The sequence below is a fragment of the Escherichia sp. MOD1-EC6300 genome, assembly GCF_002965045.1.
In the GTDB taxonomy this organism is placed as follows: domain Bacteria; phylum Pseudomonadota; class Gammaproteobacteria; order Enterobacterales; family Enterobacteriaceae; genus Escherichia; species Escherichia coli_F.
This window is the reverse complement of sequence record NZ_PTRH01000013.1, coordinates 82,439-96,419: the sequence shown is the minus strand read 5'-3', so window position 1 is coordinate 96,419 and position 13,981 is coordinate 82,439. Positions and strand designations below refer to the sequence as shown.

Sequence of the window (13,981 nt, the reverse complement as noted above, 5' to 3'; positions counted from 1 at the left end):
TATACTTTTCTGACGCAACATAATACGCATAAAATAAGGCTTACGCAAAAATGGAATACATAAAAATATAATATGTTTTATCTACAACCATAAGGAAATGATAATGATTTTTACGTCAAGTTGCTGCGATAACTTATCAATAGATGAGATTATCGAACGTGCTGAAAAAGGCGATTGCGAGGCTCAATATATTGTTGGGTTTTATTATAATCGCGATAGCGCAATTGACTCTCCGGATGACGAAAAGGCCTTTTACTGGCTGAAGCTGGCCGCTGAGCAAGGTCATTGTGAAGCACAATATTCCTTAGGGCAAAAGTATACCGAGGATAAAAGCCGTCATAAAGATAATGGGCAAGCCATCTTTTGGCTGAAAAAAGCTGCCCTACAAGGCCATACTTTCGCTTCCAACGCCCTTGGCTGGATACTGGATCGTGGAGAAGACCCCAACTATAAAGAAGCGGTTGTCTGGTATCAGATAGCCGCGGAGAGCGGAATGTCTTATGCGCAAAATAATCTTGGGTGGATGTACAGAAATGGCAACGGAGTCGCACAAGACTATGCGCTGGCATTTTTCTGGTACAAACAAGCTGCATTGCAAGGCCATAGTTACGCACAAGACAATCTGGCCGATCTTTATGAAGACGGTAAAGGTGTTGCCCAAAACAAAGCTCTTGCCGCATTCTGGTATTTGAAAAGCGCACAGCAAGGTAATCGGCACGCTCAATTTCAAATTGCGTGGGATTATAACGCTGGCGAAGGGGTTGACCAGGACTATAAGCAAGCAATGTACTGGTATCTGAAGGCTGCCGCTCAGGAAAGCGTCGGCGCTTACGTTAACATCGGCTATATGTATAAACACGGTCAAGGCGTTGAGAAGGATTATCAGGCCGCCTTTGAATGGTTTACGAAAGCCGCTGAATGCGATAATGCCACTGCCTGGTATAACCTTGCCATTATGTATCATTACGGAGAAGGAAGACCTGTCGATCTCCGACAGGCTCTCGATCTGTATCGTAAAGCTCAGTCATCCGGTACCAGGGATGTCAGTCAAAAAATCCGTGAGATTGAAGATTTACTGTAGAGATAAAAACAAGGGCCGGGGAATTTTATTCGGCCCATATTCTCTTTATTGCTGTTTGAAATCGGACCATTAAGGCTCGAACGGGCGTCTCTGGAACTGATCATGACCACATTTCGGGCATAGCGTCAGCACTTCCGGTGTGTAGATTGGGAGATGGAAATGACATTTCTCGCAGACCAGATTTCCCAGCCCTACCACTTCTCCGCTGTGATAAACCCCGTGATGATTGAGGTCCTGGAAAACTTCGCGCCATTCAAGCTGCGTTTTATCGGTGATGTCTGCCAGTTCCTGCCACAAGCTTTCTTTAATCACCCTCATAAAGACGCTGTCAGACTCTTCTTTCAGGCTCTCTTCATAGCTCATGGCGAACTCTTCCAGGTCACGTCTGACAGCTCGCGTCAGCTCATCGACCTCGGTTCGCGTTAACTCCCCTGTTTTTATTACGCGCTCGCGCGCCTGTTCCACCAGTGCGTCGATATCACGTTCGCCATTACGCAGGCGTTCGCTCAGTGACGCGACCAGTTCACGGTAATATTGAGCAACCTTGTTCATCGTTTCATCTCCCGGGTCGTTAACTGACTATAATAATAGACGTTCTTTGTTCCTTGCTTTGCTATTACGCCCACAAACTCTGTAAATTAATGTATGAATAATCCGGGCATCATTTCAACGTCGAGTGCGCGAAAGGCTGTTTTGACGCGGACGTTTGGGCTATGCTATGCGGATCTGAAAAACCACCTCTAACGCTACTTTTGTAGCCGTATTGAAAACAGGACCACTGGCTGCCATGCAAGAGCAATACCGCCCGGAAGAGATAGAATCCAAAGTACAGCTTCATTGGGATGAGAAGCGCACATTTGAAGTAACAGAAGACGAGAGCAAAGAGAAGTATTACTGCCTGTCTATGCTTCCCTATCCTTCTGGTCGACTACACATGGGCCACGTACGTAACTACACCATCGGTGACGTGATCGCCCGTTACCAGCGCATGCTGGGCAAAAACGTTCTGCAGCCGATCGGCTGGGACGCGTTTGGTCTGCCTGCGGAAGGCGCAGCGGTGAAAAATAACACCGCGCCAGCACCGTGGACGTACGACAACATCGCGTACATGAAAAACCAGCTCAAAATGCTGGGCTTTGGTTATGACTGGAGCCGCGAGCTGGCAACCTGTACGCCGGAATACTACCGTTGGGAACAGAAATTCTTCACCGAGCTGTATAAAAAAGGCCTGGTATATAAGAAGACTTCTGCGGTCAACTGGTGCCCGAACGACCAGACCGTACTGGCGAACGAACAGGTTATCGACGGCTGCTGCTGGCGCTGCGATACCAAAGTTGAGCGTAAAGAGATCCCGCAATGGTTTATCAAAATCACCGCTTACGCTGACGAGCTGCTCAACGATCTGGATAAACTGGATCACTGGCCAGACACCGTTAAAACCATGCAGCGTAACTGGATTGGTCGTTCCGAAGGCGTAGAAATCACTTTCAACGTTAACGACTATGACAACACGCTGACCGTTTACACTACCCGCCCGGACACCTTTATGGGTTGTACCTACCTGGCGGTAGCGGCAGGTCATCCGCTGGCACAGAAAGCGGCGGAAAATAATCCTGAACTGGCCGCCTTTATTGACGAATGCCGTAACACCAAAGTTGCCGAAGCTGAAATGGCGACGATGGAGAAAAAAGGCGTCGATACTGGCTTTAAAGCGGTTCACCCATTAACGGGCGAAGAAATTCCCGTTTGGGCAGCAAACTTCGTATTGATGGAATACGGCACCGGCGCAGTTATGGCGGTTCCGGGTCACGACCAGCGCGACTACGAGTTTGCCTCTAAATACGGCCTGAATATCAAGCCGGTTATCCTGGCAGCTGACGGCTCTGAGCCAGATCTTTCTCAGCAAGCCCTGACCGAAAAAGGCGTGCTGTTCAACTCTGGCGAGTTCAACGGCCTTGATCATGAAGCAGCCTTCAACGCCATCGCCGATAAACTGACTGCGATGGGTGTTGGCGAGCGTAAAGTGAACTACCGCCTGCGCGACTGGGGTGTTTCCCGTCAACGTTACTGGGGCGCGCCGATTCCGATGGTGACACTGGAAGACGGTACTGTAATGCCGACCCCGGACGACCAGCTGCCGGTGATCCTGCCGGAAGATGTGGTGATGGACGGCATTACCAGCCCGATAAAAGCTGATCCTGAGTGGGCGAAAACCACCGTTAACGGTATGCCAGCGCTGCGTGAAACCGACACTTTCGACACCTTTATGGAGTCCTCCTGGTACTATGCGCGCTACACTTGCCCTGAGTACAAAGAAGGTATGCTGGATTCCGAAGCGGCCAACTACTGGCTGCCGGTGGATATCTACATTGGTGGTATCGAACACGCCATTATGCACCTGCTCTACTTCCGCTTCTTCCATAAACTGATGCGTGATGCAGGCATGGTGAACTCTGACGAACCAGCAAAACAGTTGCTGTGTCAGGGTATGGTGCTGGCGGATGCCTTCTACTATGTTGGCGAAAACGGCGAGCGTAACTGGGTTTCCCCAGTTGATGCTATCGTTGAACGTGACGAGAAAGGCCGTATCGTGAAAGCGAAAGACGCGGCAGGCCATGAACTGGTTTATACCGGCATGAGCAAAATGTCCAAGTCGAAGAACAACGGTATCGACCCACAGGTGATGGTTGAACGTTACGGCGCGGACACCGTTCGTCTGTTTATGATGTTTGCTTCTCCGGCGGATATGACTCTCGAATGGCAGGAGTCTGGCGTGGAAGGGGCTAACCGCTTCCTGAAACGTGTCTGGAAACTGGTTTACGAGCACACTGCAAAAGGTGATGTTGCAGCACTGAATGTCGACGCGTTGACTGAAGATCAGAAAGCACTGCGTCGCGATGTGCATAAAACTATCGCTAAAGTGACCGATGATATCGGCCGTCGTCAGACCTTCAACACCGCGATTGCGGCAATTATGGAGCTGATGAACAAACTGGCGAAAGCACCGACCGATGGCGAGCAGGATCGCGCCCTGATGCAGGAAGCGCTGCTGGCGGTAGTCCGTATGCTTAACCCGTTCACCCCGCACATCTGCTTCACGCTGTGGCAGGAACTGAAAGGCGAAGGCGATATCGACAACGCGCCGTGGCCGGTTGCTGACGAAAAAGCGATGGTGGAAGACTCCACGCTGGTGGTGGTGCAGGTTAACGGTAAAGTCCGTGCCAAAATCACTGTTCCGGTGGACGCAACGGAAGAACAGGTTCGCGAACGTGCTGGCCAGGAACATCTGGTAGCAAAATATCTCGATGGCGTTACTGTGCGTAAAGTGATTTACGTACCAGGTAAACTCCTCAATCTGGTCGTTGGCTAAGCGCGGGAGGAAGCGTGCGATATCTGGCAACATTGTTGTTATCTCTGGCGGTGTTAATCACCGCCGGGTGTGGCTGGCATCTGCGTGATACTACGCAGGTTCCTTCCACTATGAAGGTCATGATCCTGGACTCTGGCGACCCGAACGGGCCGTTAAGTCGTGCGGTGCGTAACCAGTTACGTCTGAACGGTGTCGAGTTGCTTGATAAAGAAACCACCCGTAAGGACGTTCCATCCCTGCGTTTGGGTAAAGTGAGCATCGCGAAAGATACCGCATCGGTATTCCGTAACGGTCAAACAGCAGAGTATCAGATGATCATGACGGTTAATGCGACCGTGTTGATCCCCGGCCGTGACATCTACCCGATTAGCGCCAAAGTCTTCCGTTCGTTCTTCGATAACCCGCAAATGGCGTTAGCGAAAGATAACGAACAAGACATGATCGTAAAAGAGATGTACGACCGTGCTGCCGAACAGCTGATTCGTAAGCTGCCAAGCATCCGTGCTGCGGATATTCGTTCCGACGAAGAACAGACGTCGACCACAACGGATACTCCGGCAACGCCTGCACGCGTCTCTACCACGCTGGGTAACTGATGATTCGGTTGTACCCGGAACAACTTCGCGCGCAGCTCAATGAAGGGCTGCGCGCGGCGTATCTTTTACTTGGTAACGATCCTCTGTTATTGCAGGAAAGCCAGGACGCTATTCGTCAGGTCGCTGCGGCACAAGGATTCGAAGAACACCACACTTTTTCCATTGATCCCAACACTGACTGGAATGCGGTCTTTTCGTTATGCCAGGCCATGAGTCTGTTTGCCAGTCGACAAACGCTATTGCTGTTGTTACCAGAAAACGGACCGAATGCGGCGATCAATGAACAACTTCTCACACTCACTGGACTTCTGCATGACGACCTGCTGTTGATCGTCCGCGGTAATAAATTAAGCAAAGCGCAAGAAAATGCCGCCTGGTTTACTGCTCTTGCAAATCGAAGCGTGCAGGTGACCTGTCAAACACCGGAGCAGGCTCAGCTTCCTCGCTGGGTTGCTGCGCGTGCAAAACAGCTCAACTTAGAACTGGATGACGCCGCAAATCAGGTGCTCTGCTACTGTTATGAAGGTAACCTGCTGGCGCTGGCCCAGGCACTGGAGCGTTTATCGCTACTCTGGCCAGACGGCAAACTGACATTACCTCGCGTTGAACAGGCGGTGAATGATGCCGCGCATTTCACCCCTTTTCATTGGGTTGATGCTTTGTTGATGGGAAAAAGTAAGCGCGCGTTGCATATTCTTCAGCAACTGCGTCTGGAAGGCAGCGAACCGGTTATTTTGTTGCGCACATTACAACGTGAACTGTTGTTACTGGTTAACCTGAAACGCCAGTCTGCCCATACGCCACTGCGTGCGTTGTTTGATAAGCATCGGGTATGGCAGAACCGCCGGGGCATGATGAGTGAGGCGTTAAATCGCTTAAGCCAGCCGCAGTTACGTCAGGCCGTGCAACTCCTGACACGAACGGAACTCACCCTCAAACAAGATTACGGTCAGTCAGTGTGGGCAGAGCTGGAAGGGTTATCTCTTCTGTTGTGCCATAAACCGCTGGCGGACGTATTTATCGACGGTTGATATGAAATCTTTACAGGCTCTGTTTGGTGGCACCTTTGATCCGGTGCACTATGGTCATCTTAAGCCCGTGGAAACGCTGGCGAACTTGATTGGTCTGACGCGAGTCACCATCATCCCTAATAATGTTCCTCCGCATCGTCCCCAGCCGGAAGCAACCAGTGTGCAGCGTAAACACATGCTTGAACTGGCGATTGCCGACAAGCCACTGTTTACCCTTGATGAACGCGAGCTAAAGCGCAATGCTCCCTCTTACACTGCACAAACACTGAAAGAATGGCGGCAGGAACAAGGGCCAGATGTGCCGCTGGCATTTATTATTGGCCAGGATTCACTGCTCACCTTTCCAACCTGGTACGAATACGAAACGATACTCGACAATGCACATTTGATCGTCTGTCGGCGTCCCGGTTACCCACTAGAAATGGCGCAACCGCAATACCAGCAATGGCTGGAAGATCATTTGACACATAACCCGGAAGATCTCCATCTTCAGCCTGCCGGTAAAATTTATCTGGCTGAAACGCCATGGTTTAACATCTCGGCGACCATCATCCGCGAACGGTTGCAAAACGGTGAATCGTGTGAGGATTTATTGCCGGAACCGGTACTGACTTACATAAACCAACAAGGCTTGTATCGCTGATACCTGTCGTTACGGAGGGCATGATGCGACTGTGGTTAATTCGTCATGGCGAAACGCAAGCGAATGTCGATGGTCTGTACAGCGGTCATGCTCCCACACCCCTGACTGCGCGCGGTATTGAGCAAGCGCAAAATCTGCATACGCTGCTACATGGTGTTTCCTTTGATCTGGTTTTATGCAGTAAACTGGAACGGGCACAGCATACCGCGCGACTGGTTCTCAGTGATCGCCTGCTCCCCGTGCAAATCATCCCTGAACTCAACGAAATGTTTTTTGGCGACTGGGAGATGCGACATCATCGCGACCTCATGCAAGAAGATGCCGAAAACTATAGCGCGTGGTGCAATGACTGGCATCATTCTATCCCCACGAACGGTGAAGGATTTCAGGCATTTTCGCAACGTGTGGAACGCTTTATCACAAGGCTTAGTCAATATCAGCACTATCAGAATATTTTAGTCGTCAGCCATCAGGGCGTACTGAGTCTGTTAATTGCTCGTTTAATTGGCATGCCTGCCGAGTCTATGTGGCATTTCCGCGTTGACCAGGGGTGTTGGAGCGCCATTGATATCAACCAAAAATTCGCGACGCTACGCGTCCTCAATAGCCGTGCCATCGGGGTCGAGAATGCATGACTTTGCTGTTTTTTTACGGGTAAGCCGCAACGACCATTGACAGCCCCGGGCAGGCTGATATTCTCCGCAGCCAGACTTTTTCCGCCAGACACGACTTTGTAGAAATTGTTTTACAAAAATGGCGATGCAATCTGCGGCGCGGGGTGGGATGATAGCCCACTTTCGAAAGCCGATTCGGCGACAATTGTCCCGAAATCGCCTCTGGTTCAGGTATACTGACAGACCATTTTTATCTATTTGATTCACCCAGGGGGAAAACTTGCAGGGTAAAGCACTCCAGGATTTTGTTATCGACAAAATTGATGACCTCAAAGGTCAGGACATCATCGCCTTAGACGTTCAGGGCAAATCCAGCATCACCGACTGCATGATCATCTGTACGGGTACGTCCAGCCGTCATGTTATGTCCATTGCTGACCACGTTGTGCAGGAGTCTCGCGCAGCGGGCCTGTTACCGCTCGGCGTAGAAGGTGAAAACAGCGCCGACTGGATTGTCGTGGATTTGGGCGATGTGATTGTCCATGTCATGCAGGAAGAGAGCCGTCGCCTGTATGAACTGGAAAAACTCTGGAGTTAATGCGTGAAGCTGCAACTTGTCGCCGTGGGAACGAAAATGCCGGACTGGGTACAAACCGGTTTTACCGAGTACCTGCGTCGTTTTCCGAAAGATATGCCCTTCGAGCTGATTGAAATTCCGGCCGGAAAACGCGGCAAGAATGCGGACATCAAGCGCATACTCGACAAAGAGGGTGAGCAGATGCTGGCAGCCGCAGGCAAAAACCGCATTGTTACCCTCGATATTCCAGGCAAGCCCTGGGATACGCCGCAGTTAGCCGCTGAGCTGGAACGCTGGAAACTGGATGGTCGCGACGTCAGTCTGCTGATTGGCGGGCCTGAAGGGTTGTCGCCTGCCTGCAAAGCGGCGGCGGAACAAAGCTGGTCGCTGTCGGCGCTTACCCTTCCCCATCCGCTGGTTCGCGTGCTGGTCGCAGAGAGTCTGTACCGGGCGTGGAGCATCACCACCAACCATCCTTATCACCGTGAGTGATAAGGGAGCTTTGAGTAGAAAACGCAGCGGATGAAACTACAGAACTCTTTTCGCGACTATACGGCAGAGTCCGCGCTGTTTGTGCGCCGGGCGCTGGTCGCCTTTTTGGGGATTTTGCTGCTGACCGGCGTGCTTATCGCCAATCTGTATAATCTGCAAATTGTTCGCTTTACCGATTACCAGACCCGATCTAATGAAAACCGCATTAAGCTGGTGCCTATCGCGCCCAGCCGCGGCATTATCTACGACCGTAACGGTATCCCTCTGGCACTTAACCGCACTATCTACCAGATAGAGATGATGCCGGAGAAAGTCGATAACGTGCAGCAAACGCTGGACGCTTTGCGCAGCGTGGTTGATCTGACCGATGACGATATTGCTGCATTCCGAAAAGAGCGCGCACGTTCACACCGTTTCACCTCTATCCCGGTGAAAACTAACCTGACCGAAGTACAAGTGGCGCGCTTTGCCGTTAACCAGTACCGTTTTCCGGGTGTCGAAGTTAAAGGCTATAAGCGTCGTTACTATCCTTACGGTTCGGCGTTGACCCACGTCATCGGCTATGTGTCGAAAATCAACGATAAAGACGTCGAACGCCTGAATAATGACGGCAAACTGGCCAACTATGCGGCAACGCATGATATCGGTAAGCTGGGCATTGAGCGTTACTATGAAGACGTGCTGCACGGTCAGACCGGTTATGAAGAGGTTGAAGTTAACAACCGTGGGCGTGTTATCCGCCAGTTAAAAGAAGTGCCACCGCAAGCCGGACACGATATTTACCTGACGCTGGATCTCAAACTCCAGCAATATATTGAAACGCTGCTGGCGGGTAGCCGCGCAGCGGTGGTAGTCACCGATCCGCGTACAGGTGGGGTGCTGGCGCTGGTTTCCACGCCTAGTTATGACCCAAACCTGTTTGTTGACGGTATCTCCAGCAAAGATTATTCCGCCTTGCTGAACGACCCAAATACACCGCTGGTGAACCGCGCCACACAGGGGGTTTATCCTCCCGCGTCTACAGTTAAACCCTATGTGGCGGTTTCGGCATTGAGCGCCGGAGTGATCACGCGCAATACGACGCTGTTTGACCCAGGCTGGTGGCAACTGCCAGGTTCGGAAAAACGTTATCGTGACTGGAAAAAATGGGGCCACGGGCGTCTGAATGTCACAAGATCGCTGGAAGAATCTGCGGATACCTTCTTCTATCAGGTGGCCTACGATATGGGGATCGATCGCCTCTCCGAATGGATGGGTAAATTCGGTTATGGTCATTACACCGGTATCGACCTGGCGGAAGAACGTTCCGGCAACATGCCTACACGCGAATGGAAACAGAAACGCTTTAAAAAACCGTGGTATCAGGGTGACACCATTCCGGTTGGTATCGGTCAGGGTTACTGGACAGCGACCCCAATCCAGATGAGTAAGGCACTGATGATCCTGATTAATGACGGTATCGTGAAAGTTCCACATTTGCTGATGAGCACCGCTGAAGACGGCAAACAGGTGCCATGGGTACAACCGCATGAACCGCCCGTCGGCGATATTCATTCCGGTTACTGGGAGCTGGCAAAAGACGGTATGTACGGTGTTGCTAACCGCCCTAACGGTACGGCGCATAAATACTTTGCCAGCGCACCGTACAAAATTGCAGCAAAATCCGGTACGGCTCAGGTCTTCGGCCTGAAAGCGAACGAAACCTATAATGCGCACAAAATTGCCGAGCGTTTACGTGACCACAAACTGATGACCGCCTTTGCGCCATACAACAATCCGCAAGTCGCTGTCGCCATGATTCTGGAGAACGGCGGTGCGGGTCCGGCGGTTGGTACGCTGATGCGCCAGATCCTCGACCACATTATGTTGGGTGATAACAACACCGATCTGCCTGCGGAAAATCCAGCGGTTGCCGCAGCGGAGGACCATTAATCATGACGGATAATCCGAATAAAAAAACATTCTGGGATAAAGTCCATCTCGATCCCACAATGCTGCTGATCTTACTGGCATTGCTGGTTTACAGCGCCCTGGTTATCTGGAGCGCCAGCGGTCAGGATATTGGCATGATGGAGCGTAAAATAGGCCAAATCGCGATGGGCCTGGTCATCATGGTGGTGATGGCGCAAATTCCTCCACGCGTTTATGAAGGCTGGGCTCCCTATCTCTACATCATCTGTATTATTTTGCTGGTGGCGGTAGATGCTTTTGGTGCCATCTCTAAAGGCGCTCAACGCTGGCTGGACCTCGGTATCGTTCGTTTTCAGCCGTCGGAAATTGCCAAAATAGCCGTACCACTGATGGTAGCGCGCTTTATCAACCGCGACGTTTGCCCGCCGTCGTTGAAGAACACAGGCATCGCGCTGGTGCTGATATTTATGCCCACGCTGCTGGTGGCTGCGCAGCCTGACCTGGGGACATCAATCCTCGTTGCGCTTTCCGGTCTGTTTGTACTGTTCCTCTCTGGCCTTAGCTGGCGTCTGATTGGCGTCGCAGTAGTGCTGGTGGCGGCGTTCATTCCTATTCTGTGGTTCTTCCTGATGCATGATTACCAGCGCCAGCGCGTAATGATGCTCCTGGACCCGGAATCAGACCCACTCGGCGCGGGCTATCATATTATTCAGTCTAAAATTGCTATTGGCTCCGGCGGATTACGCGGCAAAGGCTGGCTGCACGGTACTCAGTCACAGCTTGAATTTCTCCCCGAACGCCATACTGACTTTATTTTCGCGGTACTGGCGGAAGAGCTGGGATTAGTGGGCATTTTGATTCTGCTCGCTCTCTACATTCTGCTGATCATGCGCGGGCTGTGGATAGCCGCCAGAGCGCAAACCACCTTTGGTCGCGTCATGGCTGGCGGCTTAATGCTGATATTATTCGTTTATGTCTTCGTAAATATTGGTATGGTAAGCGGTATTCTGCCGGTTGTAGGGGTTCCGCTCCCACTGGTCAGTTATGGAGGATCGGCGCTAATTGTGCTGATGGCTGGGTTCGGGATTGTAATGTCAATCCACACCCACAGGAAAATGTTGTCGAAAAGCGTGTAAGAGGTGCGCAATGCGTAAGCAGTGGCTCGGGATCTGCATCGCGGCAGGAATGCTCGCGGCATGTACAAGCGATGATGGTCAGCAACAGACGGTAAGTGTACCGCAGCCTGCGGTATGTAACGGCCCCATAGTTGAAATTAGCGGGGCGGACCCGCGTTTCGAACCACTGAACGCGACGGCAAATCAGGATTACCAGCGCGATGGTAAAAGCTACAAAATCGTGCAGGATCCATCTCGATTTAGCCAGGCGGGACTGGCCGCAATCTATGACGCCGAACCAGGCAGTAACCTGACGGCCTCTGGCGAAGCATTCGATCCGACACAGCTGACAGCGGCCCATCCAACGCTTCCGATCCCCAGCTACGCCAGAATCACTAACCTGGCTAACGGACGAATGATCGTGGTGCGCATTAATGATCGCGGTCCTTACGGCAACGACCGCGTTATTTCGCTTTCTCGCGCGGCAGCTGACCGTCTTAACACGTCAAACAACACCAAAGTTCGTATCGATCCGATTATTGTCGCCCAGGATGGTTCGCTTTCTGGTCCTGGTATGGCCTGTACCACAGTTGCCAAACAGACTTACGCCCTGCCTGCACCTCCCGATTTAAGCGGTGGCGCGGGAACAAGTTCAGTGTCAGGCCCGCAGGGTGACATTCTTCCGGTCAGTAATTCGACGCTAAAAAGCGAAGATCCGACCGGCGCGCCGGTAACCAGCAGCGGTTTCCTCGGTGCACCAACGACGTTAGCGCCTGGTGTGCTGGAAGGCAGCGAACCAACACCTGCGCCACAGCCCGTTGTTACAGCCCCCTCGACAACGCCTGAAACCTCGCCTGCAATGGTGACACCGCAAGCCGCCTCACAAAGCGCCAGCGGCAACTTTATGGTGCAAGTCGGGGCCGTAAGCGATCAGGCGCGTGCGCAACAGTACCAACAGCAACTGGGACAGAAGTTCGGCGTCCCCGGTCGCGTAACTCAAAATGGCGCGGTCTGGCGGATCCAGCTTGGCCCATTCGCCAGCAAAGCCGAAGCCAGTACCTTGCAGCAACGTTTGCAAACCGAAGCCCAATTACAGTCATTTATTACCACCGCGCAGTAGCGTAAAGCAGGCATCTGATGTGTCAATTTCTGTAAATGACGTTAACAAAGTCACGCGGAAAGTCAGATGCCTGCCGGTAGTGCATTTGCTATAGTAGGGCACTTTTTTTAATTCCATCACGGATGTCGTAGTTCAGACCATGAATACCATTTTTTCCGCTCGTATCATGAAGCGCCTGGCGCTCACCACGGCTCTTTGCACAGCCTTTATCTCTGCTGCACATGCCGATGACCTGAATATCAAAACTATGATCCCGGGTGTACCGCAGATCGATGCGGAGTCCTACATCCTGATTGACTATAACTCGGGCAAAGTGCTCGCCGAACAGAACGCAGATGTCCGCCGCGATCCTGCCAGTCTGACCAAAATGATGACCAGTTACGTTATCGGCCAGGCAATGAAAGCCGGTAAATTTAAAGAAACTGATTTAGTCACCATCGGCAACGACGCATGGGCCACCGGTAACCCGGTATTTAAAGGTTCTTCGCTGATGTTCCTCAAACCGGGCATGCAGGTTCCGGTTTCTCAGCTGATCCGCGGTATTAACCTGCAATCGGGTAACGATGCTTGCGTCGCCATGGCCGATTTTGCCGCTGGTAGCCAGGACGCTTTTGTTGGCTTGATGAACAGCTACGTTAACGCACTGGGCCTGAAAAACACTCACTTCCAGACCGTGCACGGTCTCGACGCTGACGGTCAGTACAGCTCCGCGCGAGATATGGCGCTGATCGGCCAGGCGTTGATCCGTGACGTACCGAATGAATACTCGATCTATAAAGAAAAAGAATTTACGTTTAACGGTATTCGCCAGCTGAACCGTAACGGCCTGTTATGGGATAACAGCCTGAATGTCGACGGCATCAAAACCGGACACACTGACAAAGCAGGTTACAACCTTGTTGCTTCTGCGACTGAAGGCCAGATGCGCTTGATCTCTGCGGTGATGGGCGGACGTACTTTTAAAGGCCGTGAAGCCGAAAGTAAAAAACTGCTAACCTGGGGCTTCCGTTTCTTCGAAACCGTTAACCCACTGAAAGTAGGTAAAGAGTTCGCCTCTGAACCGGTTTGGTTTGGTGATTCTGATCGCGCTTCGTTAGGTGTTGATAAAGACGTGTACCTGACCATTCCGCGTGGCCGCATGAAAGATCTGAAAGCCAGCTATGTGCTGAACAGCAGTGAATTGCATGCGCCGCTGCAAAAGAATCAGGTCGTCGGTACTATCAACTTCCAGCTTGATGGCAAAACGATCGAACAACGCCCGCTGGTTGTGCTGCAAGAAATCCCGGAAGGCAACTTCTTCGGCAAAATCATTGATTACATTAAGTTAATGTTCCATCACTGGTTTGGTTAAAAATCGAACACTTGAAAGTGTGATTTCCGCCCCCATATACTAAGCATCAGTAAAAAACTCCCGCCTTCTGGCGGGAGTTG

13 protein-coding genes are annotated in these 13,981 nt (G+C 51.7%); 12 read left to right on the top strand and 1 reads right to left on the bottom strand.

What is annotated here, in order from left to right; translation table 11 throughout:
- Window positions 1–103 precede the first annotated feature (103 nt).
- Window positions 104–1,081 carry a Sel1 family TPR-like repeat protein YbeQ gene (ybeQ, locus tag BGE37_RS18690; RefSeq protein ID WP_000578180.1) on the top strand — a complete coding sequence of 326 codons (978 nt, stop codon included), beginning with the start codon at window positions 104–106 and terminating at the stop codon, window positions 1,079–1,081.
- A 69-nt stretch (window positions 1,082–1,150) separates the two neighbouring features.
- On the opposite strand, the gene BGE37_RS18685 is transcribed toward ybeQ, so the two are convergent.
- Complete coding sequence (locus BGE37_RS18685; RefSeq protein ID WP_001044880.1) at window positions 1,151–1,633, bottom strand: zinc ribbon-containing protein; 483 nt, start codon at window positions 1,631–1,633, stop codon at window positions 1,151–1,153.
- Window positions 1,634–1,868: 235 nt separating this feature from the next.
- Here BGE37_RS18685 and leuS point away from each other — a divergent pair, with 235 nt between their 5' ends.
- The 11 genes from leuS (at window position 1,869) to dacA (ending at window position 13,901) form a co-directional block, all read left to right on the top strand.
- The gene (gene leuS / locus BGE37_RS18680; RefSeq protein ID WP_001157890.1) at window positions 1,869–4,451 is read left to right on the top strand and encodes a leucine--tRNA ligase; all 2,583 of its coding nucleotides are present in this window, start codon (window positions 1,869–1,871) and stop codon (window positions 4,449–4,451) included.
- A 14-nt stretch (window positions 4,452–4,465) separates the two neighbouring features.
- Window positions 4,466–5,047 carry an LPS assembly lipoprotein LptE gene (gene lptE / locus BGE37_RS18675; RefSeq protein ID WP_001269673.1) on the top strand — a complete coding sequence of 194 codons (582 nt, stop codon included), beginning with the start codon at window positions 4,466–4,468 and terminating at the stop codon, window positions 5,045–5,047.
- Entirely contained in the window at window positions 5,047–6,078 is a 1,032-nt protein-coding gene (gene holA, locus BGE37_RS18670; protein ID WP_000620504.1) for a DNA polymerase III subunit delta, read from the top strand. Before lptE ends, holA begins: the two co-directional genes overlap by 1 nt.
- A 1-nt stretch (window position 6,079) precedes the next feature.
- The gene (nadD, locus tag BGE37_RS18665) at window positions 6,080–6,721 is read left to right on the top strand and encodes a nicotinate-nucleotide adenylyltransferase (RefSeq protein WP_032183614.1); all 642 of its coding nucleotides are present in this window, start codon (window positions 6,080–6,082) and stop codon (window positions 6,719–6,721) included.
- A gap of 23 nt (window positions 6,722–6,744) precedes the next feature.
- The gene (locus BGE37_RS18660) at window positions 6,745–7,356 is read left to right on the top strand and encodes an adenosylcobalamin/alpha-ribazole phosphatase (RefSeq protein WP_105288312.1); all 612 of its coding nucleotides are present in this window, start codon (window positions 6,745–6,747) and stop codon (window positions 7,354–7,356) included.
- A gap of 259 nt (window positions 7,357–7,615) precedes the next feature.
- Window positions 7,616–7,933: a ribosome silencing factor gene (gene rsfS, locus BGE37_RS18655; RefSeq protein WP_001161664.1), complete on the top strand. Its 318-nt coding sequence runs from the start codon at window positions 7,616–7,618 to the stop codon at window positions 7,931–7,933.
- Window positions 7,934–7,936: 3 nt separating this feature from the next.
- Complete coding sequence (rlmH, locus tag BGE37_RS18650) at window positions 7,937–8,404, top strand: 23S rRNA (pseudouridine(1915)-N(3))-methyltransferase RlmH (protein WP_000776104.1); 468 nt, start codon at window positions 7,937–7,939, stop codon at window positions 8,402–8,404.
- A gap of 30 nt (window positions 8,405–8,434) precedes the next feature.
- Complete coding sequence (mrdA, locus tag BGE37_RS18645) at window positions 8,435–10,336, top strand: peptidoglycan DD-transpeptidase MrdA (RefSeq protein ID WP_000776191.1); 1,902 nt, start codon at window positions 8,435–8,437, stop codon at window positions 10,334–10,336.
- Between the two features lie 2 nt (window positions 10,337–10,338).
- Window positions 10,339–11,451, top strand: coding sequence for a peptidoglycan glycosyltransferase MrdB (gene mrdB / locus BGE37_RS18640; protein ID WP_000131719.1), 1,113 nt, complete (start codon window positions 10,339–10,341; stop codon window positions 11,449–11,451).
- 10 nt (window positions 11,452–11,461) lie between these two features.
- Window positions 11,462–12,550: an endolytic peptidoglycan transglycosylase RlpA gene (rlpA, locus tag BGE37_RS18635; protein WP_105277476.1), complete on the top strand. Its 1,089-nt coding sequence runs from the start codon at window positions 11,462–11,464 to the stop codon at window positions 12,548–12,550.
- Between the two features lie 139 nt (window positions 12,551–12,689).
- Window positions 12,690–13,901: a D-alanyl-D-alanine carboxypeptidase DacA gene (gene dacA, locus BGE37_RS18630; protein ID WP_001092082.1), complete on the top strand. Its 1,212-nt coding sequence runs from the start codon at window positions 12,690–12,692 to the stop codon at window positions 13,899–13,901.
- Window positions 13,902–13,981: the final 80 nt, after the last annotated feature.